The organism is Paenibacillus sp. Marseille-Q4541 (assembly GCF_018310695.1).
In the GTDB taxonomy this organism is placed as follows: Bacteria; Bacillota; Bacilli; order Paenibacillales; family Paenibacillaceae; genus Paenibacillus.
The window spans coordinates 47200-73812 of sequence record NZ_JAGXCY010000001.1; the positions used below are offsets into that span (position 1 = coordinate 47200).

The window sequence follows — 26613 nt, forward strand, 5'->3', positions numbered from 1 at the left end:
TAAGCCTATTAATTATTAACTATAAGGAGTGAAAGAGTAATGAGTGAAGTACAAATCAAAGCAACACTAGCCAAGGAAGCTACAGCTCTGCTCGCAGGCCTTTCTTCAGAAGTAAAAAATGCTGCTCTCGCTGTCATGGCCGATGCGCTAATTAATGAACAATCTTCCATCATAGAAGCAAACCGTCTTGATCTTGTGAGAGGTCAGGAAAATGGAACCCCAACGGCTATGCTCGATCGTCTCAGTCTGAATGAAGATAGAATCCGCTGCATTGCCGAAGGTCTGCGCCAAATTGCCGATCTCAGTGATCCGATCGGAGACATTCTTGAAGTGATCCAGCGTCCTAATGGTCTTCGGATTGAAAAAGAACGTGTTCCGCTCGGACTCATCGGGATCATATACGAAGCTAGACCTAATGTTACGGTGGACGCTATCGGCCTTAGCCTTAAAACCGGTAATGCCGTTCTGCTACGAGGAGGCTCCTCTGCCCTCTCATCAAACCAGAGAATTGTAGAAGTGCTGAAACAAGCACTCCAAAATACCCCGGTACCAGCAGAAGCGATCCAGCTTGTTGAAGATCCAAACCGAGCTTCGGTAGATGAAATGTTAAAATGCAAAGGTCTGCTTGATGTCATTATTCCTAGAGGCGGGGCCTCACTTATTCAGAATGTCGTTGAAAATGCGACGGTTCCTGTTATTGAAACCGGCGCTGGGATTTGCCATACCTATATCGCTGCGGATGCAGATGAACAGATGGCCCGCGAAATCGCATTAAATGCAAAAGTACAGCGTCCCTCTGTTTGTAACTCTATGGAGACACTACTTATTCATAAGGACTACGGTAAGGAGAATATTTTAAAGCTGGCAGAAGCGTTTCAAGATTCATCCGTAGAGCTGCGGGGTTGTTCAGCTTTTGTTCAGATCGCTCCTTGGGCACTCCCTGCCACATCGGAAGATTACGCTACGGAATATAACGATTATGTACTAAATGTTCGAATCGTAAATGACCTCGCAGAAGCACTGGCACATATTGCGCAATATAGTACAATGCATTCCGAATGTATCGTAACGAAAGACCCAGATACAGCAGCACAATTTATGCAACATGTGGACGCTGCAGCCGTCTATCACAATGCATCTACACGCTTCACTGATGGATTTGAATTTGGTTATGGTGCCGAAATCGGAATCAGTACCCAAAAGCTGCATGCACGCGGACCAATGGGACTTCCAGCACTCACTTCTACTAAATATCGTATTTATGGAACAGGGCAAATCAGACACTAATTAACGATGATCAGGAGGAATTACATCTATGAGCGGAACTCGTGCTTTAATTCAAAAAAAGATTACTTTTTACGGGGCAGGCGCTATGGCCGAAGCGATTGCAAGAGGACTCATTTCAAGGTCTGTACTTTCTCCTTCCTCCATCACGATGATGAATCGCAGCAACAAGGAGAGATTGCAAGAGCTCGAAAATAAATACGGTGTTATTACAGCGTCTGAGGCAGCTGCCAAAGAAGATGTACTACAAACGACAGATGTCATCGTTCTGTCGATGAAACCTAAGGATGCAGCAGAAGCGCTTCGTTATTTGGGACCTCTCTTATCTCCAGGACAACTCGTCGTGTCAGTTATTGCCGGTATGACCATCGAAACGATGCAGACCCTGCTTGGTAAAAAACATCCGGTTGTTCGGACCATGCCGAATACTTCCAGCACCATTGGGCTGGGCGCGACGGGAATCGCTTTTTCTGATGAAGTTAGTGAAAATGACCAAAAGCTAGTCCGTACCCTATTTGAAGCGGTGGGGATCGTCACGATAATTGAAGAGTCTACCATTGAAACCTTGACGGGTGTTTCCGGAAGCGGCCCGGCTTACATTTATTACATGATGGAAGCGATGATCGAAGCAGGCGTTCGCGGTGGACTTACTTCTGATCAAGCTCGAGATTTGACCGTACAAACTGTACTTGGAGCGGCCAGAATGGTACAGCAAACGGGTGAAAGCCCAGAAGACCTTCGTAAAAAAGTAACTTCGCCGAATGGGTCAACCCAGGCTGCACTTGAAGTGCTGGCTAAAGGGAATTTCACAGAAACTGTCATTGCTGCTGTAGATCGCTGTGCAGAGCGTTCCCGTGAAATGGGCGATGCATTGAAGGAGGAGATCAATTGAGTTATTGTACAGCAACTTATCGAATTTATGATGATAAAGCGAGTTTCCACAAAAAAGCGGAGTCCATCGCTGTCGGTATGACAGTAGGAAGCTGGACTGAACTACCCGAAGTGAAAAGAGAAGCAATGAAACAGCACCTAGGTCAAGTTGTTGAAGTACAGGTTCATGAACCTGAGAATGCTGAGCCAGGAACGCGTTATGGAGATGTAACTATAGCCTATCCGGATATTAATTTCAGCAAAGATATCCCTGCCCTGCTCGTTACGGTATTTGGAAAAATATCGATGGACGGTAGAATCAAGCTGATGCAGCTGGGATTCTCAGATTCTTTTGCTTCCCATTTCCCTGGCCCTAAATTTGGTATTCAAGGCGTACGTGATCTTCTTGGCGTTCATGATCGTCCATTGCTAATGAGTATTTTCAAATCCGTTATTGGACTAAACGCTTCCGAACTACGTGAACAATTTCTGCGTCAAGCACTTGGTGGTGTAGATCTCATCAAGGATGATGAGATTTTATTTGAGAATGAACTTACCCCTATTGAAAAAAGAGTAGAAGTTTGCCTGAGAGCCGCGGAAGAAGCAAGCAAAGAAACCGGCAAAAAACTGCTATATGCGACAAACCTGACAGGACCAACTTCCCGTCTACATGAACAGGCTCGCAAAGCCATCGATGCGGGTGCTAATGCCCTGCTATTCAATGTATTGTCCTATGGGTATGATGTCTTGCATGAATTGAGTAAGGATCCAGAGATTACCGTTCCGATCATGGCTCATCCGGCGCTTGCCGGTGCTTATTACCCTTCGCCTTACCATGGTATTTCGGCTTCTGTCCTGCTCGGACAGCTTATGCGTCTGGCTGGAGCTGATCTTGTTCTCTTCCCTTCACCGTACGGCTCAGTAACGATGCCACGCGAAGAAAATATGGGGATTAAAGAACAGCTGTTAACCCCTGCCTTTTCCGTGAAACAGAGTATGCCTGTACCTTCAGCCGGAATTCACCCTGGACTGGTTCCACTGATCTTGAAAGATTTTGGTACCGACGTCATTGTAAATGCGGGCGGCGGCATTCACGGTCACCCGATGGGCACGGAAGCCGGTGGACGTGCATTTGTTCAAGCTATTGAAGCAACGCAGCAAGGGATTTCGCTTTCAGAATATGCTTCAAACCATCCTGAACTTGAAACTGCCCTGCATCTTTGGGGAGGAGAAACAAAGTGAGTAAAAAAACGGTTATTTTCTGCGACTTTGACGGAACGATTACGTTATCCGACAATATCGTAGCCATCATGAAGCATTTTCAACCTGCTGGTTATGAACCGATTATGAAAGATACGGTTGACCAGAAGATTTCTTTACAACAAGGAGTAAGCGCTATGTTCGCCCTTATTCCTTCTGCTCAAAAGGATGAGGTTATCAAGTTTGTGCTTGGACAAGCCGGTATACGGGATGGTTTTGCTGAGTTCCTTAGCTATGTACGTGAGGAAGGAATTGAATTTTATGTGACGAGTGGAGGCATGGATTTCTTTATTGACCCTCTACTCGCGCCGTATGGAATTCCAAGTGATCATGTTTACTGTAACAGTGCTGACTTTAATGGTGAGAACATTGAGATTCTGTGGCCTCATCCTTGTGAAGCACCATGTACGAATGATTGCGGCATGTGTAAAGCAACCATTATGCGTACATTCGATCCGGATTCCTATGAACGCATTCTGATCGGTGACAGTCTGACGGACTTCCAGGGTGCCAAAATCGCAGACCTCGTTTATTCCAGATCGATCTTAACTAAAAAATGCGAGGAACTGCAAGTCCCTCACGTCCCCTTTACTACTTTCTTTGATATTTTAGAAAACTTACAATTGAAACGTGTTCAGGAGGCATAATCATGACTTTTTCAGACATCACCACTGAGGAAAAAAACCGCATTATTTCAGAACTAGCCAATGTAAAAGATGATTTTGCCAAGAGAGGCTGGTTTCCAGGAACTAGCGGAAATCTCTCCATGCGTGTTGGAGAATTTGATCCAGCACAATTCCATTTTGCGGTTACCGCAAGCGGTAAAGATAAAGCAGCCCGCACACCGGAAGACTTCCTCTTTGTAGACAAGGACGGAAAAGCTTGTGAGTCCACCAACTTGAAACCAAGTGCAGAAACCTTGATCCACTGCGAAATTTATCGCTTAACGGGTTGTGGAGCTGTTTTTCACGTTCACACCGTCTTTAATAATCTAATTAGTGAGTACTACGGAGATCAAGGTCATGTGCCTATTCAAGGAATCGAGCTGATCAAAGCATTTAACATTTGGGAAGAAAATGCGGCCATTGAGGTCCCTGTTCTCCCTAACTATGCACATATTCCTTCCATTGCCGAGCTAGTGCCTGGTACGCTTCAGGAGAAGGTCCCTGGTATCCTACTGCGTAATCACGGTATTTATGTATGGGGTAAAGACGCCTTCGAAGCAAGAAAGCATTTAGAGGCGTTTGAGTTCTTATTTGAAGTAATGTACCGCGGACTTTTACTTAAAAAATAATACAAAAGAAAAACCGTAGGAACGCCAATCGGACGTTCTTACGGTTTTTTTTATAAGAGATAAGTTTTACATCCTACTCTCTATCTTGATAAGAAGATAGATCCATATCACGTTCCAGCTCTCTGAGAAGTCTCTCTCCTTCATCTTCTTTCCGTTTCGGAGAAAAGAGTAGTTTCAGTCCTCCCCCGATAAGGAGCAATGAAACGACGATGGTATTCATATAAGACTGAAGGCTATAAAAGATTTGCAATGACTCAAAGCGATTCTCTAACTCCGGAACGACCAGTCGCAGTAAAATATAATAGATCCCGAGAAATAATAGGGCAGCACCAATCCAGCCTTGATACCTGTTCCATCCTTCGATCACGGGTCTATCTAGTAAAGGTTCTCTACCGTATTTACTGGATAGTTGGAGCCCATCAAAGAAGCTATAAAACCAGATAATCGGAATGAGGAACAGGAACAGCGATAAATTCAGCAAGTCTAAAATGTAAATACTCCCAAAGAACAGCAACATGAGCTGCAGCCCTCGTTTTTGTAGTCCAAGATACATCTGGCCTGCCCCTGGAAAAGCAGCTAGTAACGTGGCGATCACCTTGCTTCGTTTGCCGTGGCTGCGCCCATGTTCAAGCTGTTCGAACAGTGTCTTATCCTCCAGAATTTCTCCAGCCTGTTTGCGATGTACATGCTGGACTGCATCAAACATACTGTACAGCCACATAACAGGAAGCAGTAGCAAGAAGAGGAGTATCACTTCTTTTCCAGAGATGGCCGCCACAAATATTAACATAATCGCCAGTCCAAAAAATCCAATTAGAAAGGAGAGACCTCGCTGTAACAATCCAAGGTGCAAATGGCCGAGTCCCGGAATAAAAGATAAGAGGATGGTGAAAAAACGCTCGCTCTCTCTACCTTTTCCTTGATTCGGATAAACATAACCTTCCGGCGGGGGAAATCCGAATGGAGGTTCCATTCCTGGCCCTTGACCGTGAGGCATTCCGTACAGAGGATGGTCAGGATCTAGGTTATGCTCTCCAGTATGACCTAGATGTCCATAGCCGTTTGTATTAGGCATATATCCTGTGTATCCTGGAGGATAATTAACCGGATGTTCAGGTTCTCGAAGTAGTTTAACGACCATATCAAACATACTGATAAACCATATAAATCCAGCTCCCAGTACGGAAAGAAGACCAAGTTCCTCCGATGCATTGCCTATAAATAGTAAAAAACCAAATCCGAGTAATGCAAAAAACATAAATCCATAAATAAAGCCTCTCACTTTATATTTATAATAATAATGCCCAAGCCCTGGTACAAAATTTAATAAGAAGGCAAGCAGCTTACTGCGGTCTTGCTGTATATTCATATCATTCCTTCCTTTCTATTGGATCCAATTATATTCATCAAGGCTTTGGTTTCAGAGAATCGAGCCAGCCTGCTGCTTTTTGGGTCATTATTTCACTGTAAGGCTGCGTTCCACCTGTCTGTCCCTTGTTCAGATTGACAGAAGCGATCTGGTCAAAAACACCTGTTGAAATAAAAAGAACCGTGATGGATGCTGCCACTGTATAGTGAACCATTTTATGACTGAGGATGTCCCTCCATTTTATTCTATAAGACTTCTTCTTTCTTTCCTCACTCCGTCTGGATGAAGCAATCTGCTTCATAATATGGTCCGTAAATTCCTCTTGATTCGGAAGATTCGGAAACGAAAACATCTCACTATTGTTCTTGCTCTCCATTCCATCGTTATAAACAAGCATTTCAAGAGACATCAGATAGGAGGCAAGCGCTTCTTCATCTTGAGCGAGCAATTGATCCATTTCATCTCTTTCTGCTGGTGTAAGTGTTCCTGTAATATAGGCTGTAAAACGGTCTTTGTTATGTTTATCCACGCCATTCTTCCTCCTTCCAATGTTTCCTGATCCACAATCTTGCCCGGTAAAGCCTGGATTCTACTGTTTTAATTGCAATATTACATTCTTCTGCAATTTGTTCGTAATTTTTCTCTTTCAGATAATAATGGATGATAATATCACGATGCTGGGGAGGGAGCATCCTAATCTTTTGCAAAAGCTCATATTGTTTCTCTTTCTTTATCAGTTGATACACCGTATCCGCATGACGGTCGGGTATATGTATCACTTCATCGTCATGACCCGCTTCTGTTGTAGCTCTGCGGTTTAATTTTCGTTTCGCATCAATCGCTTTGTGCAGTGCAATTCTAGTAATCCATGTCTTAAATCCTTCCGATCGGTACTGGGGGAGAGATTTGAAAATCTGCACAAAAGCTTCCTGTGCCGCATCTTCCGCATCCTGGACATGATGAAGTACCGAATAGGTTACCTGAAAAATATGTTTACTGTAAGCATCAATAATTTCGCGATATTTAGCATGATCTCCTTGCACAATTTGTTCAATTAACCTAGCTTCATCAATAGCTTCTCTCCTCCTTCCCCATATCAATAGACGTATGAACAAGACATACCCCTGCAAGTTTTATAAAATATTTTTTTATTTTTTTGAAATCTAGTAATCTATGATCTTATTGTGGCTAAAAAAGCAGAAAAAAGACACCCCTTATAAAGAGGTGCCTTATATTACCTATACAATTAACGTCCTCCGCTTCGGAAGCGGGCGGTGTATGCTTTTACATCCTCGGTTGTCTTGACTCGGTTACGACTCCATTCTAGCAAGATACGATCAATATATCTAAAATGGACCTTCCCAGCAAACACAGCTTCCTTCAGAGCAAGTAAAATTAACTCTTCCGGATATCTGTCCTGATCCATCCAACCAGAAATCGTCTCGTATTCCATTGGAGAAAGAGGCCTACCGAACTCTTTTTCAAACACACGGAACATATTCTTCTCTTCCACTTCTTCCATCGCTGGTATGGAATTGTGCTGATATGGTTCTGCTGAATTACGACCAAAGATAAGAGAAGATGAATCCTCCTTCAAGCACTCGGCAAGTTTCACATATAATCCAAGCACGTTATATCGCTCATATTGTATGCCCCTTGCTTCGTCCATATCCTCATCGATACTTACAAAACCATCTCTCATCAGTCTTTGTAGACCTCGAGCAACCTGTTCCGGTGCTATGTTCATTCGAGACGCCAATTCCTCCAGAGTAGGGAATTCATTCCCTTCCAGCTGCTGATATGCTATCAGATGTTGAAGAAGAAGGAATTCACCGTCTGACAATCCAAGTCGGGTGTAATAACGTAACAGAGCATAAGGGAGCTGTACGCTCCCCATGGCCATTCCGTAAGCAACGCCTTTTGCCCATGCTCCCTCACCTGGTTCGCCCATTTACATCCCTCCTATGGTACTTATGGGTAGAGACGATACAGCGTCCGTGGGAATGGAATAGTTTCACGTACATGATCAAGTCCGCAAATCCAAGCTACCGTACGTTCTAGTCCAAGACCAAAACCGGAGTGAGGAACTGATCCGTAAGTACGAAGATCTAGATACCACTGATAAGCTTCACGGGACAGATTGTGTTCTTCAAAACGCTCTTCCATCAGTTTTGGATCATCTATACGCTGCGATCCACCAATGATTTCTCCATATCCTTCTGGAGCGATCATATCCGCACACAGTACAACCTCTGGACGGTTCGGATCTGGCTTCATATAGAATGCTTTAATACCTGCAGGATAATGGGTAATGAAGACAGGCTTGTCATATTTCTCGGCAATCGCTGTTTCATGAGGAGCACCAAAATCTTCGCCCCATGGAATGTCAAAACCTTCTCCTTGCAGGAATGTAATCGCCTCATCATAAGTAATGCGAGGGAATGGAGCTTGTATGTTTTCCAGTTTGGAAATGTCACGTCCGATGCTTTCCAGCTCTTTACGACAGTTTTTCACAACCGACTGAACTACATGTGAAATAAACTGTTCCTGAACACGAAGGCTTTCTTCATGATCCACAAACGCCATTTCAGGTTCGATCATCCAGAACTCAATCAAGTGACGACGAGTTTTAGACTTTTCAGCGCGGAATGTAGGTCCAAATGAATATACTTTTCCAAGAGCCATCGCAGCAGCTTCCATATAGAGCTGACCACTTTGTGTCAGATAAGCATCTTCATCAAAATATTTAATGTGGAACAGGTTCGTTGTACCTTCTGCAGAAGAAGGAGTTAGGATCGGAGGATCTACAATCGTAAATCCGTTCGTATCAAAATACTCCTGAACCGCACGGATAATTTCCGCACGAATAACCATAATCGCACGCTGCTTGTTCGAACGAAGCCACAAGTGACGATGATCCATCAAGAAATCAACGCCGTGCTCTTTAGGCGTAATCGGATAATTTTCAGTTAGATGAATGATTTCAATTCCTGTAACCGTAAGTTCGTACCCGGACTGACTACGCGGTTCTTCCCGAACTACTCCCGTTACATAAAGTGAACTTTCCTGTGTAAGACTTTTTGCATCGTTCCAAATGTCTTCGGAAACTTCACTTTTCACAACTACACCCTGGATATAACCAGTACCATCGCGAAGCTGTAAAAATTGAATTTTACCGCTGGAACGTTTGTTATTAATCCACGCTCCAATCGTTACGGTTTCTCCAACATGCCTGCTGACATGGCGAATGTCACTTTTCGTGCTCATGCCCGATCTCTCCCTGTTTATAAAATAGTAATTATTGTGTTGCTTCGACAATACAATTCGTGTCGCGAGCAATAACGAGCTCTTCGTTCGTTGGGATAACGAGTACCTCTACTTTGGAATTCGCTGTAGAAATTCGACGTGGCTCACCAGAACGAATTTTGTTAAGTTCCTCATCAACCTCAACACCGAGATAAGTCAATTGTTCAAGAACGCGCTGACGAAGTACAACGGAGTTCTCTCCTACCCCTGCTGTGAAGACGATAACATCGACGCCATTCATAGCTGCTGCATAGGAACCGATGTATTTGCGAAGACGGTACTCATACATATTGAAAGCAAGAGTAGAGTTAGGTTCACCCTTCTCCATTCCCTCTGTAATTTCACGCATGTCACTGCTTACACCGGAGATCGCAAGCAATCCACTATGTTTGTTCAGCATGGAATTGACTTCGTTGACTGTCAGGTCTTCCTTGTTCATAACGTATGGTACGATAGCTGGATCAAGGTCACCACTACGTGTTCCCATCATCAGACCTTCGAGTGGTGTCATTCCCATCGAAGTATCAACAGATACACCATTCTGAATTGCTGTTAAACTACCACCGTTACCTACGTGACAAGTAATAATTTTCAGGTCTTCAATCGGACGCTCAAGATACTCTGCAGCAATTTGGCTCACATAGTAATGGGAAGTTCCGTGTGCACCATAACGACGTACTTTGTACTTGTTATACAGTACACGTGGAATAGCATACAAATATGCGTGTTCAGGCATCGTTTGATGGAATGCAGTATCGAATACGACAACTTGCGGTACACCTGGCATATTAACTTCAGCAGCACTGATACCCATCATAGCAGCTGGATTATGAAGTGGTGCAAGGTCGATCAGACGACGGATTTCCGCTTTTACTTCATCCGTTACAAGAGCGGATTCTTTAAAAGTTTCACCACCGTGTACTACACGATGACCTACTGCCTGAATTTCCGAGATGGACTTCATTACGCCGTGTTCTTCGTGTGTCAGCTTGTCCAGTACTTTACGAATTGCAGTCGTATGTTCTAGAATTTCACTAACTTCGGTAACCTCTTCTTTACCCGTAGGTTTGTGATTCAAAATGGAGGAATCCATACCGATTCGTTCTACAAGTCCTTTTGCAAGTACAGACTCATCTGTCATGTCGTACACTTGATATTTCAGAGAAGAACTCCCTGCATTAATAACTAAAATTTTCATACACGGTCACCATCCTTGTCGTACTTGAAGAAGCCTTCCCCTGTTTTTACGCCGAGTTGTCCAGCGCGAACCATCTTTTTCAAAACGGTAGAAGGTCTATACTTCAGTTCGCCAAACTCACGGAACATACCATCAAGGGCTGCATGAACTGAATCTAGTCCAAAACGATCCGCCATTTCTAGAGGTCCGTGTTGGAATTTGTATCCGATGCGTACCGCTTCATCGATATCTTCAGCAGAAGCTACGCCTTCTTCAAGCAAATGAAGAGCTTCATTAATGTGAAGGCAGATAAGACGGGAAGTTACAAAGCCTGGGGATTCATATACCATGATCCCTTTTTTACCAAGTACTTCTTCTGCAAATTGCTTCGTGAAATTGAAAGTTTCATCCGATGTTTTAAGACCACGAATAATTTCAACCATATCAATGCTGGATACCGGATGTGTCCAGTGAAGTCCAATTACACGTTCAGGTGAGTTTGTTGCACTTGCAAGTTCAGTCAAGCTGAGTGTAGAAGTATTACTTGTCAGAATGATATCTTTACCAATCACTTCTTCAAGTTGTCTGAAGAGGACTTTCTTCTCTTCCAAATCTTCAGTAATGGTTTCTATGATCAAATCGCAAGCAGACAGATCCTCAAATCCGTTCGTTTTATGGATTCTGGATAGAATCAATTTTTTCTCCGCTTGGGTGATAGCCCACTTCTCCAATTTCTTATCTAGCCCTGTTTCAATCATAGAGATTGAATAATCTAATTTCTCAGGGGTTTGTTCTACGAGCAAGACGTCGAGGCCTTTGGCTGCAAGCATTTCTGCGATACCTTGACCCATCGTACCTCCGCCGATAACTCCTATCTTTTTGAACAACATGGTTACTGCTCCATCCCTTCCTGGTCTCTTGTAATATTTTGTATCTTTCTTTGTCGAAAAATACATTTTTATGACCCAACATATAATAATATCTTAGCATGAATCAAAAGTAAAAAAAAATAACCAGCATAATATGAATTATGCTGGCATTAATGTACTTTCTTTGAATAAGTTACGGAATTCATCACCAGATAACACTTCTTCTTTCAGTAAAATGCTTAAAGACTGGTCAAAAATAGTACTATGATCGATCAATAGCTGTTTTGTACGTGAAAAAAGTTCATTTAATATGGCTGAATTTTCCTTTAACATCTCTGCCTGGGAAACCATCTCCAGATGTACAATACCCAGTTCCGTTAGACCGGAGCTGATCATCGTTTTTACAATATCCAGAGCTTGTTCAAAATCGTTTCTTGAGCCTGTGCTTCGGCCGCCGTAATAAATTTCTTCTGCAGCCGCACCACCCAGCGCAATCATGATTTGGGCTTCCAAAAATTCTTTCGTATATAAGTATTGCTCTTCTTGAGGGTTATGTCTGACATAACCAAGAGCCTGACCCCGAGGGCTAAGGGCAACCTGTCCCACACTATTGGGCCGTACCGCTTCAGCAGCAATCGCGTGTCCCAATTCATGCACAGCTACCCGTTTTTTCTCATCTTCATTCGATTCTCGATCCGTCTTTTCTCCCATCATGACTTTATCAATAGCCATAGATAGATGCTTCTGAGAAATTTGCTTACTATCATCCCGCATGGCATAAATAGCAGCTTCGTTCATCAGGCTTTCCAATTGGGCACCAGAGAAACCGTAAGACTCTTCGGCAATTTTGTCCATACTCGTATCAGCAGCAAGCGGCTTGTTTTTGGCATGTAGCTCTAAAATATGTTTGCGACCTTTCTTGTCTGGTAGATCAACCTGTATATGTCGATCAAAACGTCCTGGACGAAGAAGAGCACTATCCAGCATTTCTTTCCGATTCGTCGCCGCGATAATCAGAATGCGCGGAGCATCCGAAGTATAAATACCATCCATTTCGGTAAGAAGCTGATTCAGCGTCTGATCGTATTCACGTTGCTGGCCACCTTCACGCTTACCGCCAATAACATCAATTTCGTCAATAAAGATAATAGCATTTTCTTTATTTTCCTTAGCTGCACGAGTTCTCGCATCCCGAAACAACTCGCGAACACGCCCTGCACCCACACCCACATACATCTCTACGAACTCACTACCTGAGGAAGCAATAAACACCGAATTAGTATAATGAGCAGCAGCTTTAGCCATCAGTGTTTTACCTGTTCCCGGAGGTCCGGTTAGCAAAATCCCTTTCAGTGGACGGATACCAAATTTCTGTATTTCGTCATGTCTAATGAGAAAATCAAGTGCTTCCCTAAGCTCTTGTTTAGCACTATCCTGGCCACCAATTTCTTCAAAAGTTAGCTTGGGAGGACCCGCTTTTTTACGTTTTTTTTCATTGCTTGCTCCAACCGTAAGACCTCCACGCATTTGCATCAGAAGAAAAACACCTCCAACGAGGAGACCCATAAGCAGGATCGGCACAACGTTAACCCCTATATAAACGAGAAATAACAGAACGACAGGCGTTGCTCCTATCAAAACTTCCTTAGTCCAATTAGGCATTTGGCCACACCCCCATGGTTGCCGGCTGTCTCGGCAAGATAATAAACTTGCTCGCCTCTCCATCGGATAGACTCACATATACATTCTTATCATCCATATCGTAATCTACTTGTATTTTACCTTCACTCATTTTCTGAAGTTGTTCTGGAATCTGAGTGTATTGTCTTGTTTCCATCGCTTCAGCTACCGTAAAAAGAGCACTGGACCAAAAATCATCCAGTTCATCTGTAGAATGATTCTTCACATCAAGATTTAACTTTTTGCCCTTCAAATACTGACTGCCATCTGTATGAATATGCTCTACTAGACCCCTAACATTGGTCTGAGGCTCCAGGTCGAGATTCAAAGTAACTTCATTTGGTTTAATATCTACTTGGACGTTGTTCACACCTTGATATGCTGAAACCAATTTTTCAATTGGTTTATACATTGCCACCTCACGATAAACAAACCATCCGCCAAATAGCAGTGTAGCTGTAATGAACACAGTAATTGCAATTGGAATGGGACGTAATTTCAAGTGACAACCTCCCTCATATTCTATCCTTTTTTTCTCTATAAAAAAGCTATGAATATAGCATACCATATCGAACGTGTGAAATCTAAACTATGAATAATTTTTCAAAGTTACCATCAAAAAACCCCAAATCGTCTATTTACAGACCATTCGGGGTTTGTTTTTTTATATCTGTTGATTATTAATCAGGCAATTGAAATCCGTTTCCTATTTCGGCTCCATCACTGAATTGATAGAATCGATAGAAATATTGACCCTCTTGTTTATAAAAAAGTTGCCACACATATGTTTTATTATAATAGCTTGGTTGCAAACGGATAATTTCAATATTTCCTAACTCTGAAATGATTTTGGCGTAAATTTCATCTTCCGATACACCATTTTCAATCAGTTCGCTGTGAACACTATTTTTTCCATTAACTGGCTTGTTATCCATTCCGAATTGTACCCATACCATAACGGGCTTGTTCTCACTATTGAGCCCTTCCACGGTCCAGTATATTGAGTCTTCGCCCCACACTGACTTTTGAGTTTTGGTAACGGAAGTCAAATTCGCCTGTTGCTGGGCAATAGACACGGCTACGTCTTTTTCGGCCCACTGATCTTTCATAATATAAACATAGAACTGATAAATACCAAACAGGATAAGTATCACAGCAAGAATGCTGATATATATCCATTTTCTTCGATTTCTCCTCAAAGCGGGACTCCCTTCTCGCCCGTCATCCGTTAGCGGGTCGTCAGTCCTTTAAAAGCAGACTCTGCTTCTCTCTTAATTCGTTCTTCATCCAAAGTAAGAGCTTCTCCGTCTTTTAGCAACTGTTTACCATCAACCCAGACATGCTTAACATCTTTCGCACTTGCAGAATAAACAACATGTGAGATCAGGTCCGTATACGGTAAAAAGTGTGCTTGATCTAGGTCAATGGCTACGAAATCTGCTTTTTTGCCTACAGCAAGAGAACCTGTATCTTCTACATAAATAGATTTTGCGCCATACTCCGTACCCATGCGAAGCGCTTCTGTAGCAGGAACTGCCGTCGGATCACCTGTTACCCCTTTATGAATAAGAGCAGCAAGGCGCATTTCTTCAAACATGTCCAAGTTATTGTTGCTTGCAGGTCCATCCGTTGCTAACGAAACGACAACGCCAGCTTTCAGCAGTTCCGGGACACGAGCTACGCCACTTGCCAATTTCAGGTTACTTCCTGGATTATGAGCTACAGCCACATTATACTTTGCAAGCACTTCAATCTCTTCATCTGTTAGATGAACTGCATGTGCCACGAGAGAAGGACGAGAGAAGAAGCCTAGCTTCTCCAAATGAGTTACTGGACGCAGACCATACTCATTTACATTTTGCTCAACTTCTGCCTTTGTTTCGGACATGTGCGTATGAAGCGGAAGGTCCAAGTCATGTGCAGCTTGTACAAACTTCTCGATAAAATCAGGTCCGCAGGTATACGGGGAATGCGGGGACAGCATCGTCGTGATTCTGCCATTCGCTTGTCCATGCCATTCCTTCGCAAAACCAGTTGCGTCGGCAAGCTTAGATGCTCTTAATTCATCCGATCCAAAGCCAATGACGCCACGAGTCAAACTTGCACGGATCCCAGATTGTTCAACTACTTTGGCCACCTGATTCATCTGATCATACATGTCGAGGAAAGCTGTTGTGCCACCTTTGATCATCTCAAGTACAGATAAAGAGGCTCCCCAATACACATCGTCTGCTGTAAACTTCTCTTCCATTGGCCACATCTTCTCTTGAAGCCAGATTTGAAGCGCGAGATCGTCTCCGTAGCCCCGTAGAAGAGACATTGCAGCATGACCATGTGTATTGATGAGGCCAGGAATAAACAAAAGATGATTCCCGTCAAAAGTAGTTGTTTCTTCTTCCCCTTCAGGGAGTTCCTCGCCTATGTAGGCAATCTTATCGTTCTCTACAAGCATATACCCTTTTACAATACGCCATTCCGGATCGCTAACGGCAAACTGTCCATTCTTAATGAGCCATTTATGACTTGACATCTTCAGTCGCTTCCTTTCCTGCTTCGTTCTCCAAATAATAAGCCAAACTTAATAAATCGGTTGTGAAATCAGCCGTATGAATTCGAATATGCGGTGGTGCCTTAATGATAATGGGAGCAAAATTAAGGATCGCCTCTATTCCTGCTTCTACCATGTTATCCGCAACACGCTGCGCTTCGGAATCAGGCACCGTAATAATTCCAATCCGAATATTTAGTTCTTCCACTGTCTTACATAGTTCATCCATAGGCTGAACCGTTAATGTATTGATCTTTGTTCCAATTTTCTTATCATAAGAGTCGAAAACAGCAACAATTTTCATGTTGTCTTTTACATACCTGTTATAGTTAGACAAGGCATGACCGAGATTACCGGCCCCCACGAGGGCAACATTTATAACTTGATCAATCTTAAGGATCTGTCTGATCTTATCAATCAAATAAGCAACATCGTATCCGATACCCTTCCGTCCAAAATCACCAAAATAGGCCAAGTCTTTACGGATTTGAGCTGGATTCAGATCCAGCTTCAGCCCTAGCTCTTGAGAAGAGACCGTTGTTACTTCCCTTTTGAACAGCTCCTGCAAATACCGCAGATAAACGGGCAGTCGACGAACGACTGCCTCTGAAATTTTTTCTGACTTCATCGTTAACTCCCCCTTACTTTGCAAAAACAAAAAATTCTATTTTATTCGTTCTCTTTTTCTTCTGCTTTGTGTTCCACTAGCCATTCGCTAATTCTTGGAACCATCTTCTCAGTAGTCATATGTTCCATTTTGGGACCTGGCAGGGAATACAAAAAATATTTGCCATAATAAGATTCAATTACCCTTGTATCATAAACAATAACGATCCCTCTGTCCTTCGCTGTTCGAACCAGTCGCCCAAAACCTTGTTTGAACCGGATAACAGCTTGGGGCACAGAAAGTTTCATAAAAGGATTTTTCTTCTCTTGTTGAAGTAATTCACTTTTGGCTTCCACCACCGGATGGCTAGGAGGTTGGAATGGTAAACGAACAATGGCAAGACAAGATAGTGCTTCCCCCGGAATATCCACACCTTCCCAAAAGCTGCTTGTTCCAAGCAGGACAGAAGCTTTGGCATCCTGAAACCGGCGTGTAAGCTTCGTTCTACTGCCCGTATCTACACCTTGACCGAGTACAGTAATGTCACTAGCTGCAAGTGTTTCTTTTAAAGGCTCGTGTACTTGTCTCAGCATACGGTAAGAAGTGAACAAAACCAGCATTCGACCTCTTGTCGCCTTCGCTGTCTCTGCAAGTGACGTAACCAGCGTACTTACAAAGTGATCATCACCTACGCTCCCTTTGACACTTGGGAAATCCCGAGGAATGACGAGAAGCGCCTGATCTCTGTAATTGAAAGGAGAAGGTAGCAGTGATGTCATTAACCTTCCCTTTTCTTGTGCTTCCGAAAGTCCGAGCTGATCAATCATAAACTGAAAAGACTTATCTACGGACAAGGTCGCCGAGGTAAGAACGACACTATGTTTTTTATCGAAAAACATCTCCTTCAGGTGCGAACTTACATCAACAGGTACTGCATACAGCTGTAGAGATTTACTCTTGAACTGACCGCTTGCTTCGAGCCAGTACACAGTACCTGTGTCATCAAGCCGCATGAAGAGTCTCAAGTTGTCCTTCAGACCAGCTAAATCTTTGACAAGGCCAGTAATGTCCGTGATCAAACTGTCCGAAGCATAATCGTCCAGTTCTTCTCGCACCTCGCTAAGCAAAGTATCTGCCCTACGTACCATTTCACTAACCGTAACGTAAAACTGATTCTCATGCTTTGAAAGTTTGTCCCATGCTTTGGGCTTCGCCTGTGGCTTTAATCTTAGCGAAAACTGTCCGGATTCTCCAGGAGCAGCATCCATTCTTTCCGGTAACAGTTTAAATAGCATTTCGCTTAGTGTGTCCCATTCTTCCTTTGCTTCAAGAGCAAATGGGAATAACTCATCGATAGCAGAAGTCCACGCTACGCTCTTTTCATTCCCCGACTGCATGATTTGCTGACGCAACGTAGGAAATTGTCCATTACGGCTATCCTTGAACAATCGGGTCAGGGTATGGACTACGGAGAAGTACTTCATATGCATTCCGAGATGCTTACCAGCCACATCTTCCAGATGATGTGCTTCATCAATAACCAGGTAATCATAATTTGGGAGCAATTGATGACTTGCTTTTACATCAGTGAATAGTTTGGAATGGTTTGTAATAACTACGTCCGCAATCCCCGCTTCATGGCGTGCTCGGTGATAAAAGCATTTTTTGAACCATGGGCAACTTCGTCCAAGACACGACTCGGACTCACTTTGCACGGTCTCCCAGAAATCCGTGCCCCGATGGCTCAGATTCAGTTCTTCATCATCGCCGGTTTCTGTTTGTGTAAGCCATACTAACATTTGGGCAGCCGTAAATACATCTTCTTTTGGTGTAACAAATTCTTTATTATTTAACTTTTGTTCAAATTTACGCAGACAAAGGTAGTGACCACGTCCTTTGAAAATAGCTGCTTTGAAAGGAAAAGGAACCACCTTCGTTAATAGTGGAAGATCACGTTCACGTAGCTGTTCCTGAAGGTTTATCGTGTGGGTACTTACCGTAACCTTGGTCTCCTGCTTAACACTTTGATAAATCGAGGGTAATAAATAACCAAGGGATTTTCCTGTTCCGGTTCCCGCTTCAATCAGCAAATGCTTATCTTCGTAGAGCGCCTTGCTGACCTCATCGAACATCATATTCTGCGCTTCCCGCTGTTCGTAATGAGGAAGTTTTTCCTTCAGACTTTGTTGAACCTTCTCCATATACGCACTAAAGGACTCATTCTCTAAAGGATTCGCAGCACGCTCATCTCGTGGAGGAGCTATCGTAGACCAATCATCAATGGCTAACGCCAATTGTCTGTAGTATTTCTGACCTTCCAGATCTTGAATGGGTTCCATTTCCTTCTCTGCGAGTAAACCATCAAAAAACCAGCCCAAATCGCTGTCTTCCGCCGAAAAAAGATCTGTAAGGCGTTGCAGCGTAATCAAAGGCAAATTTTTAAGTTCCTCAATGCTTTTCAGAAATACATGTGCGGTCGCAAGGGCATCACTATCCGCCTGATGCGGCCTGTCATGTTTAAATCCAAACTCAGAAGAAACATACCCCAGTTGGTAGGAGGATAACGAAGGAAAACAGATCTTTAAGAAATCCATCGTATCCAAAATTCGACCGGTGAACGGAAGGTATCCGCACCGATCCAAGGCATTTTGCAAAAAGTAAAAATCAAAGGCTACATTATGACCAACCAATACGACATCATCAAGCAGAGGAACCAGTTCCATCATCATCTCTTCAAGATGAGGTGCATCTTTGACATCGTCGTCCGATATTCCAGTAAGCCCTGTAATAAAGGGAGGAATAGGAACGCCTGGATTGACATAAGAGCTATATGTTTCTTTTATACTTAAATCATGATCTATTATGGTAAGTCCAACCTGGGTAATTTCACCATCGGACTGGGTACCTGTCGTCTCAAAATCAAGCACAGCAAATTTCATTACAATAAACGTTCCCTTCATCCAGTCTCTTTAGTAGCATAGCAAAAAAAAAGACTTTTGAACATGAGACACAAAAAAAGGCGATGTCACATGAAGTAGACATCACCTTTTTGAGCGCACTGCCTTTAAAGCATCCCTAAGACAGAGCAAGCAGTTGGGTTCCATACTGGAGCTTGCCACTTTTGGATCTGCAGGCTTCCAGATTGTAAAGTGGCTCCGGCAAGGACGGATCATGTTGCAGAGAAAGAGCAAAACAGGATAGTGCTTGTTCCAAATCGGTATGTTTGGCATGAATGCATCCAAGTGCATTATAAGCCAGTGCTTTTAATCTGGGCTGATCACTGTTTAGCAGAATCCGGTTTAATTCCTTGGCGGCAACATGTGTCTCTTCAAGATGAAGGTACGACATGGCTAAGTACAGACGAGACATTAAGCTTTCAGGGTACATTTCAACAACTCTGGCAAATTCTTCAGCCGCATGCTGATACATGAGAAGTTTGAAATACCCCTGTCCTTTGACAAAGGATTGAAGCTTAAGTTCCGGAATCATGGTAAAGGGATCCGTCCCCCGGAACAATCCACTTTCCCGGATGCGTGCCATTTTTTCTTCAAATGACATCCAATCGTCCATAATTCCATCACTCATCTGTTTTAGCAAGTTCCACTTTCGCAAAAGTTCTTGTTTCTTTTCGGCAGGTGCAGCAGAATAATACTTTTCAATTTCATCCAGCGCATCGTTCATTTCAGCAAAAAGATGTTGAAACATGGCTTGCATCCCACCCTCGGTTAAATGGATTAGTGCAGTAACCTAATCACATTTTCTGCGTAATCGGTGGTTTTCATTCCTCATTCCCATGGATTACATGATGGTGGCGTGAACTTCCTGCTGAACCGTTTGAACTGGCTTGTTTACGTCATTGACAAATACAACGGTTGGCTTGTGATTGGCCATTTCTTCAGTAGACATCATGGCATAAGAAATAATGATGACCGTGTCTCCTGGTTGAACCAGGCGAGCTGCTGCTCCATTTAGACAAATGGTTCCTGACCCGCGAGGCCCAGGAATGACGTACGTTTCCAGTCTTGCTCCATTGTTATTGTTCACAATCTGAACCTTTTCGTTTTCAAAAATATCAGCCGCATCCATCAGATCGCGATCGATCGTAATACTTCCCACATAATTCAAATTAGCTTCCGTTACAGTTGCACGATGAATTTTGGACTTCATTAATGTTCTAAACACGGGAGAGCACCTCCACTTTCTTTAAACGATGATTATCAATCAAACGAGTTTTGCCAAACTTAACAGCTAATGCCACAATGACATCCTCTTGAATTTGTTCCAGCTGCTGTTCCTCTGCCAGAGGTTGTAGACCAGGGAAGGTCAGAACTTCTACATAATCGATGACAGCTGCAGGTGATTTCGTAATTTCCGATATGACCAGATTGCGAAGCTCACTAATGGTTATGTCTTCGCGTTCTTCACTCGCTTTCTGAGCGACCGATAGAGAACGTGACAAGCTTAGCGCCTGTGAGCGCTCCTCGGCGCTTAAATAAACGTTACGGGAGCTCAGTGCGAGTCCATCCGTCTCACGCATAATCGGGCAAGGTACAATAGTCACAGGCATGTTGAGATCATTCACCATTTGAGTCAGTACAGCGACTTGCTGGGCATCTTTCATACCAAAGAATGCAAAGTCTGGTTGTACAATATTGAATAGTTTGGCCACGACAGTCGTTACCCCATCAAAATGACCTGGACGAGAAGCTCCGCAGAGGCGTTCAGTCAACCCAGAGACTTGAATTGTCGTCTTGGTTGGCTGAGGATACATTTCCTCTACACTAGGAATAAATACGATATCTACTCCTTCTTTTTCGGCAACCGCAAGGTCTCTCTTCTCATCACGAGGGTAACTTTCGAAATCCTCATTCGGACCAAACTGGATCGGATTCACAAAAATACTAAGCACAACAATATCTGTTTTGTTTCTGGCTTGTTTCATTAAACTGGCATGACCTTCATGCAAAAATCCCATGGTTGGAACAAATCCAACCGTTACACCGGGTTTGGATAGGTCTTTTTTCATAGCTGTGATCTGGGATATTAGTTCCTGAATACCACGAACGGTAATCATATCAGTTCTCCACCTTTACTTTACGATTTCCGTATAGGGAATCCACGACACCGTCTTCGGCTGTAAATACATGTTCCTGAGCTGGGAAAGATTTATCTTTTACTTCTTTTACATAATTAGCAATACTTTCACGGATCACTGTACCTACGTCGCCGTAAGTTTTAACAAAACGTTTAGGTATATAAGGCGATGCATACTGAACAATATCATGAAACACAAGAACCTGCCCATCGCAACCTCTACCTGCACCAATACCAATTGTAGGAATGGATAATTCGCGAGAAATTGCTTCAGCTACTTCTTCTGTTACAAGCTCAAGTACGATTGCAAAAGCTCCTGCTGCTTCTAACGCTTTTGCGTCTTCCAGCAATCGTTTCGCATCTGCTGCGTCCTTCCCTTGCACCCGGAATCCTCCAATTTGATTTACAGACTGAGGAGTGAGGCCAATATGACCGAGAACAGGCACACCGGAGGACACGATGGTACGAACTGTATCTGCAATCTCAGCGCCACCTTCTAGCTTAACGGCATGTGCATGGCCTTCTTGCATTAGTCTGCGTACACCACGTAAACTTTCGTCAATGCTGCCGTGATACGTCATAAAAGGCATATCGGTAACAATAAATGTATTCTGTGCTCCGCGTGCCACAGAGCGGCTATGGTACACCATATCGTCAATGGTAACAGGGATCGTTGAATTATACCCAAGCACAACGTTGCCGAGTGAATCCCCGACAAGAATCATGTCAACTCCCGCTTCCTCCGCAAGTAATGCTGATGGATAGTCATAAGCAGTAACCATCGTCAGTGGTTCTTGATTTTCTTTCATTTTTTTCATTTTCACAATATTAAGTGGTTTTTTTACTGTAGCCATTTTGATGTGGCTCCCTTCTGTTCTGAAATTGACCGTAAGTCTTAGATGATGTAAAGCTGTGATTTTCCTACGGATTCTCTTCAGCCGGGCCCTAAGGTTTACATATAAACACACAAAAAAACCTTTTAGTTCTCACTAAAAAGGTCCCAAAAGTCAAAAAAGAGTCACTTAACGATCGTCCCTTCTGTCTCGGTCCTCTTCGGCTCAGAGCAGAATCCAACAAACTTTCGTGCTAATAAATTTTATAAAAATTGCTTGCCGAGTGCAGTTCAAATTTTGCAATTCAATACCGCCTCAAGAAAAAAGTATACCAAAAAAAGAGCAAATGTCTATGCCCTCGGAATAATTAACCTAAAGCTAACATAATGAACCATGCATGAATCAAACATAAATTTTATGAATTGCTTTGTTTGGACTGCTCTGGTTGTAGTATCTCCACTTCCCCAGAAAAAATGGTGGACTTTTTGCCTTCCTTCGTCAAAACAATGAGCCCGCCACTATCCGATAAGCCGATTGCCTTTCCCTCGATTACAAGATTAGGAGTCTCGGTACGTACTTGTTTTCCTAGAGAGGCTGAAAGTGCTTCCCATTCTTTTAAAATGGGAGCGAAACCTTCTTTTTCATACTGCTCATATCTCGCTTCCAGTTCATTCATGACTTCACCAATCAGCTTGGAACGAGAAATCATAGAACCTGATTCTATTTTTAGTGAGGTGGCGATGCTGCTCAGCTCTTCCGGATAATCTTGCTCAGACAAGTTAACATCGATACCAATCCCGGCAATACAGTATCTTACCTTATTATCTTCCGTAGCAGATTCCAAGAGGATTCCGCACACTTTACGGCCATCCACCAGAATATCATTCGGCCACTTAAGACCGGCTTCAACTCCTGTAACGTTACGGATAGCACTACATACTGCGACCCCTGTTAACAGAGTTAACTGTGGCATATATCGGATAGGTAATTCTGGTCGCAAGATGAGGCTCATCCATATCCCTTTACCTGCGGGAGAAAACCAATTTTTCCCCTGACGGCCTCGACCATTCGTCTGCATATCTGCAACAACGAGTGTCCCAGTCTTCTCTCCTTCTTCTGCAAGCTTAATGGCATCAACTTGCGTTGAAAAAGTGGATTCAAGGAGATGAACTCGTCTTCCAAAAGTGTTTGTATTAACATATTGCATAATTTCATCCTGATGATATTGATCAGGTTGATAAATTAAACGATAGCCCTTGCGAGACACAGCTTCAAACTCGTAGCCTAATTCTCTCAGTTGATTAATTTGTTTCCATACTGCCGTTCTACTAATTGACAGTCGGTTACTTATTTCTTCCCCAGAAAGAAAATCATTCGAGCGTTCTTCAAATAAATCCAGTAACATTTTATATTTCATCTTCTATCACCTTCTTTGCAGCCTGTAATAGATCGTCATGAACATTCGGGATATGTCCAAGCGCCACTTCATGCAGTAGTATCTTCATCGTACGACCAAGCCAAGGCCCACCCTTTCGTCCCGTTTCTCTAAGCAGATCGGCTCCTCCGAGTTCGAGATCTTTCACTTGGTAGACGCCCATTTCCTTTGTCCAGCTGTCCGCTTCCCGAAGCAACAAAGGACAGTGTTCATTATAGGCTGAAGAAAAGATACCCTCTTCTTTTAATAATTGATTATTAATCGTTAACCAATCTTGGGCGGCTTCAATTCCTAAGTGCAGAACTAGGGAAATCCAGTTTGTGCGCAGCGCTGAGTAATGTCCGTTTGTCTCATTCGATTGATCCTGTAAATTTAACGCTTCAAGCGAGGCCAAGATTTCTTCATGGAATGCAAGCATCTTTGTAATTCGATCACGTGTCTCACCCGAGAAGGTCCATTCTCGCAGCAAAGTATTGGCATCAGTAGAACGAATCTGAAGTAACAACAACACCATCTCATAGCGATACACAGCATTTTGCGGAAGTTTGTCCAAATATGTAACCCATTTTCGGTCCATTGTGATGAAGCTGATGGGAGACTTAACATATTCGGTCAACCGGCTGTCCATTAGGAGCTGAACCCCTTTGGAAGGAAAAGGTCCTGCCATCATTTTATCCATCTCTGTACGAACTCGTTCCATAGCAATGTAACCAAGTTTGTCGCGCTGGCGCAACATACCTGCCCACGTATCTGAATCCAGATCAAAATTAAAAACCGAAGCAAAACGAACGCCTCTCATGATACGAAGGGCGTCCTCTTCAAATCGATCCTCTGCAATCCCTACACACTTTACAAGACCAAGCTTAATATCCTCTTGCCCATGAAAAGGATCGAGAAGCTCCCCTTTTACATTGCGCGCTATGGCATTCATCGTGAAATCCCTGCGTTTCAAGTCTTCTTCTACTCGATCAACAAAGTGCACCTCGGTCGGTCTGCGATAATCTTCGTATCCACTCTCGGTACGAAAGGTCGTCACCTCATAATGATGCCCACCACTGCGAACCGTAACTGTTCCGTGCTGAAGACCTGTAGGAATGGAGTCCGGAAAAAGAGTAATGACCTGATCAGGCGTTGCTGAAGTCGTAATGTCCATGTCGGTAACCGTTCTTTGCATCAGTTCATCCCGCACACATCCCCCGACAAAATAAGCATCATAACCATGGTCATTTAGTTTTTGTAATACTTGTTCTCCCCCAGCAGCCATCGCTGGAAGAATGTAATTCCAATTTTTCATTAACACTTACTCCTTTATCCGGACCTCATTCACGCCAGGTTACTTTACAGAATTGATTTCTATCGACTTTTCAGACAGAACCCGCTCGTAAATCAGTTCATATTGCTCAGTTATTTTATCAATATTAAAATCAACGCATGCTCTTTCGAGACAAGCTTTCTTAAAGTTATTCATCATCTCATCATCTTTCAGCAATCGAACGGCATCTTTCGCCATTTGAACCGTATCCCCGATGCTAGACAACATCCCCGTCTGTCCATGTAATACTAGTTCCGGGATCCCTCCCGCTGTTGAGCCGATGGTTGGTACACCGCAAGCCATTGCTTCGAGTGCAACAAGCCCGAAACTTTCTTTTTCGGATGGGAGCAGTAATAGATCTGCCATAGAAATCACCTGAGCTACATCATCCTGTTTTCCAAGTAAGAAAACATGTTCAGACAAACCAAGTTCATGAATTTTGCACTGAATTTTCGGTAAGTCCGGACCTTCTCCAACCAATATAAGCTTAGCAGGAAGCTCACGTTGAACTCTTGCAAAAATATCAATCACATCAAGAGTACGCTTCACCGGCCTAAAATTGGAGATATGCATCAGTACCTTCTCCTGATTTTGGGCATAATCTCTTCGCAGTGAAGCAGCATCTCTTGGATAATACACTCTTTCATCCACAAAATTGTAAGTAAGGTCAATCTTGCGCGTAATATCCAATAGTTCGTGCGTCTCCCGAATCAGATCCTTTGACACTGCTGTCACCGCATCACTTTTGTTAATAGCGAGCTGAATCAAATCTTTGAGCGATTCATCCTGTGCCAGTACGGTAATATCTGTTCCATGGAGCGTCGTCACTACTTTTAAATCATCCGGAACCATTTGTTTCGCCAAGTAGGCGCAGACCGCATGAGGAACTGCATAATGAACATGAAGTAGATCAAGCTGCTGGGCTTTGGCTACTTGTGCCATTTTGGTTGCTAAGGATAAATCATAAGGAGGATAGCGAAACACATAATAATCGTTCACTTCCACCTCATGATAAAATATGTTTTTATGAAATTGCCCAAGTCGAAAAGGTATACTGTTCGCAATAAAATGAACTTGATGCCCTCTTTCGGCGAGCCTTTTTCCAAGCTCTGTTGCCACGACACCCGATCCGCCGAGAGACGGGTAACAGGTTATCCCAATTTTCAAGTGCTTACCCGCTTGACTCAAAAGAAGGGCCTCCTTTTACATATGAAATATGAATTGCCTGGTTTATACTTCGGTATCTGTACCCGGTTTATATTTATGTACGAGTTGACGCCAAGCAAAATCTCCACGATCCAATGCTTTCACCAAAATTTCTGCGGTGGCTATATTGGTCGCGAGTGGAATCCCTTGCACATCACACAAACGAAGTAATGCATTGATATCCGGTTCGTGTGGCTGTGCCATTAATGGATCGCGCAAGAAAATAATAAGATCCATCTCATTTTGTGCAACAAGCGCACCGATCTGTTGGTCACCGCCAAGTGGACCTGACATAAACCGATGAATATCTAGATTGGTTCCTGCCATGATGCGTTGCCCGGTAGTTCCCGTAGAATACAATTGATGTCCAACAAATACATTTTCATAGGCAGTTACAAAATTAACCATTTCGTCTTTTTTACGGTCATGCGCAATAAAAGCAATTTTTAGCATATCTGTCCCTCTCCCT

Annotated in this window: 26 protein-coding genes; 5 read left to right on the forward strand and 21 right to left on the reverse strand. The window is 43.2% G+C overall.

The features are described 5' to 3' along the window. The first annotated feature begins 39 nt into the window (after nt 1-39). Genes KFT32_RS00195 through KFT32_RS00215 form a run of 5 tightly spaced genes read left to right on the forward strand, consistent with a single transcriptional unit; the run spans nt 40 to nt 4708 of the window. Nucleotides 40-1287, forward strand: coding sequence for a glutamate-5-semialdehyde dehydrogenase (locus KFT32_RS00195; protein ID WP_211744956.1), 1248 nt, complete (start codon nt 40-42; stop codon nt 1285-1287). 28 nt (nt 1288-1315) lie between these two features. Continuing rightward, entirely contained in the window at nt 1316-2176 is an 861-nt protein-coding gene (gene proC / locus KFT32_RS00200) for a pyrroline-5-carboxylate reductase (protein ID WP_211744958.1), read from the forward strand. Continuing rightward, complete coding sequence (locus KFT32_RS00205) at nt 2173-3396, forward strand: 2,3-diketo-5-methylthiopentyl-1-phosphate enolase (protein WP_211744960.1); 1224 nt, start codon at nt 2173-2175, stop codon at nt 3394-3396. Before proC ends, KFT32_RS00205 begins: the two co-directional genes overlap by 4 nt. Continuing rightward, on the forward strand, nt 3393-4061 hold the full coding sequence (locus KFT32_RS00210; RefSeq protein WP_211744961.1) for a 2-hydroxy-3-keto-5-methylthiopentenyl-1-phosphate phosphatase: 669 nt from the start codon (nt 3393-3395) through the stop codon (nt 4059-4061). Before KFT32_RS00205 ends, KFT32_RS00210 begins: the two co-directional genes overlap by 4 nt. Before the next feature lie 2 nt (nt 4062-4063). Next, nucleotides 4064-4708, forward strand: coding sequence for a methylthioribulose 1-phosphate dehydratase (locus KFT32_RS00215; protein ID WP_211744962.1), 645 nt, complete (start codon nt 4064-4066; stop codon nt 4706-4708). 73 nt (nt 4709-4781) lie between these two features. On the opposite strand, the gene KFT32_RS00220 is transcribed toward KFT32_RS00215, so the two are convergent. From KFT32_RS00220 to mgsA, 21 genes are all read right to left on the reverse strand, one after another. Continuing rightward, the gene (locus KFT32_RS00220) at nt 4782-6077 is read right to left on the reverse strand and encodes a multi-tm2 domain protein (RefSeq protein WP_249344785.1); all 1296 of its coding nucleotides are present in this window, start codon (nt 6075-6077) and stop codon (nt 4782-4784) included. Nucleotides 6078-6114: 37 nt separating this feature from the next. Next, complete coding sequence (locus KFT32_RS00225) at nt 6115-6606, reverse strand: anti-sigma factor (RefSeq protein WP_211744963.1); 492 nt, start codon at nt 6604-6606, stop codon at nt 6115-6117. Then, on the reverse strand, nt 6599-7192 hold the full coding sequence (locus KFT32_RS00230) for an RNA polymerase sigma factor (RefSeq protein WP_249344787.1): 594 nt from the start codon (nt 7190-7192) through the stop codon (nt 6599-6601). The genes KFT32_RS00225 and KFT32_RS00230 overlap by 8 nt, the downstream gene beginning before the upstream one ends. Nucleotides 7193-7323: 131 nt before the next feature. After that, nucleotides 7324-8028: a DnaD domain-containing protein gene (locus KFT32_RS00235; RefSeq protein ID WP_211744964.1), complete on the reverse strand. Its 705-nt coding sequence runs from the start codon at nt 8026-8028 to the stop codon at nt 7324-7326. A 20-nt stretch (nt 8029-8048) separates the two neighbouring features. After that, nucleotides 8049-9344: an asparagine--tRNA ligase gene (asnS, locus tag KFT32_RS00240; RefSeq protein WP_211744965.1), complete on the reverse strand. Its 1296-nt coding sequence runs from the start codon at nt 9342-9344 to the stop codon at nt 8049-8051. A gap of 31 nt (nt 9345-9375) precedes the next feature. Further along, nucleotides 9376-10581 carry an acetate/propionate family kinase gene (locus KFT32_RS00245; RefSeq protein ID WP_211744966.1) on the reverse strand — a complete coding sequence of 402 codons (1206 nt, stop codon included), beginning with the start codon at nt 10579-10581 and terminating at the stop codon, nt 9376-9378. Further along, on the reverse strand, nt 10578-11450 hold the full coding sequence (locus KFT32_RS00250; protein WP_211744967.1) for a 3-hydroxyacyl-CoA dehydrogenase family protein: 873 nt from the start codon (nt 11448-11450) through the stop codon (nt 10578-10580). Before KFT32_RS00250 ends, KFT32_RS00245 begins: the two co-directional genes overlap by 4 nt. A 138-nt stretch (nt 11451-11588) precedes the next feature. Next, nucleotides 11589-13091: an AAA family ATPase gene (locus KFT32_RS00255; protein ID WP_211744968.1), complete on the reverse strand. Its 1503-nt coding sequence runs from the start codon at nt 13089-13091 to the stop codon at nt 11589-11591. Then, nucleotides 13084-13611 carry a hypothetical protein gene (locus tag KFT32_RS00260; RefSeq protein ID WP_211744969.1) on the reverse strand — a complete coding sequence of 176 codons (528 nt, stop codon included), beginning with the start codon at nt 13609-13611 and terminating at the stop codon, nt 13084-13086. Before KFT32_RS00260 ends, KFT32_RS00255 begins: the two co-directional genes overlap by 8 nt. Before the next feature lie 178 nt (nt 13612-13789). Then, nucleotides 13790-14308: a cell wall elongation regulator TseB-like domain-containing protein gene (locus tag KFT32_RS00265; RefSeq protein WP_249344790.1), complete on the reverse strand. Its 519-nt coding sequence runs from the start codon at nt 14306-14308 to the stop codon at nt 13790-13792. A gap of 29 nt (nt 14309-14337) precedes the next feature. After that, the gene (locus KFT32_RS00270) at nt 14338-15639 is read right to left on the reverse strand and encodes an amidohydrolase (protein ID WP_211744970.1); all 1302 of its coding nucleotides are present in this window, start codon (nt 15637-15639) and stop codon (nt 14338-14340) included. Continuing rightward, nucleotides 15626-16285, reverse strand: coding sequence for a redox-sensing transcriptional repressor Rex (locus tag KFT32_RS00275; protein ID WP_211744971.1), 660 nt, complete (start codon nt 16283-16285; stop codon nt 15626-15628). The genes KFT32_RS00270 and KFT32_RS00275 overlap by 14 nt, the downstream gene beginning before the upstream one ends. 41 nt (nt 16286-16326) lie before the next feature. Beyond that, on the reverse strand, nt 16327-19203 hold the full coding sequence (gene dinG, locus KFT32_RS00280; protein WP_211745553.1) for an ATP-dependent DNA helicase DinG: 2877 nt from the start codon (nt 19201-19203) through the stop codon (nt 16327-16329). A 136-nt stretch (nt 19204-19339) separates the two neighbouring features. Beyond that, the gene (locus KFT32_RS00285) at nt 19340-19969 is read right to left on the reverse strand and encodes a tetratricopeptide repeat protein (protein WP_211744972.1); all 630 of its coding nucleotides are present in this window, start codon (nt 19967-19969) and stop codon (nt 19340-19342) included. 93 nt (nt 19970-20062) lie between these two features. Beyond that, complete coding sequence (gene panD, locus KFT32_RS00290; protein ID WP_211744973.1) at nt 20063-20446, reverse strand: aspartate 1-decarboxylase; 384 nt, start codon at nt 20444-20446, stop codon at nt 20063-20065. Further along, on the reverse strand, nt 20439-21338 hold the full coding sequence (gene panC / locus KFT32_RS00295; protein ID WP_211744974.1) for a pantoate--beta-alanine ligase: 900 nt from the start codon (nt 21336-21338) through the stop codon (nt 20439-20441). Before panC ends, panD begins: the two co-directional genes overlap by 8 nt. Nucleotide 21339: 1 nt before the next feature. Next, nucleotides 21340-22212, reverse strand: coding sequence for a 3-methyl-2-oxobutanoate hydroxymethyltransferase (gene panB, locus KFT32_RS00300; protein ID WP_211744976.1), 873 nt, complete (start codon nt 22210-22212; stop codon nt 21340-21342). A gap of 394 nt (nt 22213-22606) precedes the next feature. After that, nucleotides 22607-23608, reverse strand: a complete 1002-nt coding sequence (locus KFT32_RS00305; protein WP_211744977.1) for a biotin--[acetyl-CoA-carboxylase] ligase — start codon at nt 23606-23608, stop codon at nt 22607-22609. After that, nucleotides 23598-24920: a CCA tRNA nucleotidyltransferase gene (locus KFT32_RS00310; RefSeq protein WP_211744978.1), complete on the reverse strand. Its 1323-nt coding sequence runs from the start codon at nt 24918-24920 to the stop codon at nt 23598-23600. The genes KFT32_RS00305 and KFT32_RS00310 overlap by 11 nt, the downstream gene beginning before the upstream one ends. Nucleotides 24921-24959: 39 nt before the next feature. Beyond that, nucleotides 24960-26126 carry an N-acetyl-alpha-D-glucosaminyl L-malate synthase BshA gene (bshA, locus tag KFT32_RS00315; protein WP_249344793.1) on the reverse strand — a complete coding sequence of 389 codons (1167 nt, stop codon included), beginning with the start codon at nt 26124-26126 and terminating at the stop codon, nt 24960-24962. A gap of 42 nt (nt 26127-26168) precedes the next feature. Continuing rightward, complete coding sequence (gene mgsA / locus KFT32_RS00320) at nt 26169-26597, reverse strand: methylglyoxal synthase (RefSeq protein ID WP_211744979.1); 429 nt, start codon at nt 26595-26597, stop codon at nt 26169-26171. Nucleotides 26598-26613 lie beyond the last annotated feature (16 nt).

What these genes read in the sequence shown, in the direction of transcription:
- KFT32_RS00255 (WP_211744968.1), bottom strand. Translation starts at nt 13,091, where the DNA reads ATGCCTAATTGGACTAAGGAAGTTTTGATAGGAGCAACGCCTGTCGTT.
- KFT32_RS00275 (WP_211744971.1), bottom strand. Translation starts at nt 16,285, where the DNA reads ATGAAGTCAGAAAAAATTTCAGAGGCAGTCGTTCGTCGACTGCCCGTT.
- KFT32_RS00195 (WP_211744956.1), top strand. Translation starts at nt 40, where the DNA reads ATGAGTGAAGTACAAATCAAAGCAACACTAGCCAAGGAAGCTACAGCT.
- KFT32_RS00245 (WP_211744966.1), bottom strand. Translation starts at nt 10,581, where the DNA reads ATGAAAATTTTAGTTATTAATGCAGGGAGTTCTTCTCTGAAATATCAA.
- KFT32_RS00305 (WP_211744977.1), bottom strand. Translation starts at nt 23,608, where the DNA reads ATGAAATATAAAATGTTACTGGATTTATTTGAAGAACGCTCGAATGAT.
- proC (WP_211744958.1), top strand. Translation starts at nt 1,316, where the DNA reads ATGAGCGGAACTCGTGCTTTAATTCAAAAAAAGATTACTTTTTACGGG.
- mgsA (WP_211744979.1), bottom strand. Translation starts at nt 26,597, where the DNA reads ATGCTAAAAATTGCTTTTATTGCGCATGACCGTAAAAAAGACGAAATG.
- panC (WP_211744974.1), bottom strand. Translation starts at nt 21,338, where the DNA reads ATGATTACCGTTCGTGGTATTCAGGAACTAATATCCCAGATCACAGCT.
- KFT32_RS00270 (WP_211744970.1), bottom strand. Translation starts at nt 15,639, where the DNA reads ATGTCAAGTCATAAATGGCTCATTAAGAATGGACAGTTTGCCGTTAGC.
- panB (WP_211744976.1), bottom strand. Translation starts at nt 22,212, where the DNA reads ATGGCTACAGTAAAAAAACCACTTAATATTGTGAAAATGAAAAAAATG.
- KFT32_RS00250 (WP_211744967.1), bottom strand. Translation starts at nt 11,450, where the DNA reads ATGTTGTTCAAAAAGATAGGAGTTATCGGCGGAGGTACGATGGGTCAA.
- asnS (WP_211744965.1), bottom strand. Translation starts at nt 9,344, where the DNA reads ATGAGCACGAAAAGTGACATTCGCCATGTCAGCAGGCATGTTGGAGAA.
- KFT32_RS00235 (WP_211744964.1), bottom strand. Translation starts at nt 8,028, where the DNA reads ATGGGCGAACCAGGTGAGGGAGCATGGGCAAAAGGCGTTGCTTACGGA.
- dinG (WP_211745553.1), bottom strand. Translation starts at nt 19,203, where the DNA reads ATGAAATTTGCTGTGCTTGATTTTGAGACGACAGGTACCCAGTCCGAT.
- KFT32_RS00310 (WP_211744978.1), bottom strand. Translation starts at nt 24,920, where the DNA reads ATGAAAAATTGGAATTACATTCTTCCAGCGATGGCTGCTGGGGGAGAA.
- KFT32_RS00285 (WP_211744972.1), bottom strand. Translation starts at nt 19,969, where the DNA reads ATGTTTCAACATCTTTTTGCTGAAATGAACGATGCGCTGGATGAAATT.
- KFT32_RS00215 (WP_211744962.1), top strand. Translation starts at nt 4,064, where the DNA reads ATGACTTTTTCAGACATCACCACTGAGGAAAAAAACCGCATTATTTCA.
- KFT32_RS00220 (WP_249344785.1), bottom strand. Translation starts at nt 6,077, where the DNA reads ATGAATATACAGCAAGACCGCAGTAAGCTGCTTGCCTTCTTATTAAAT.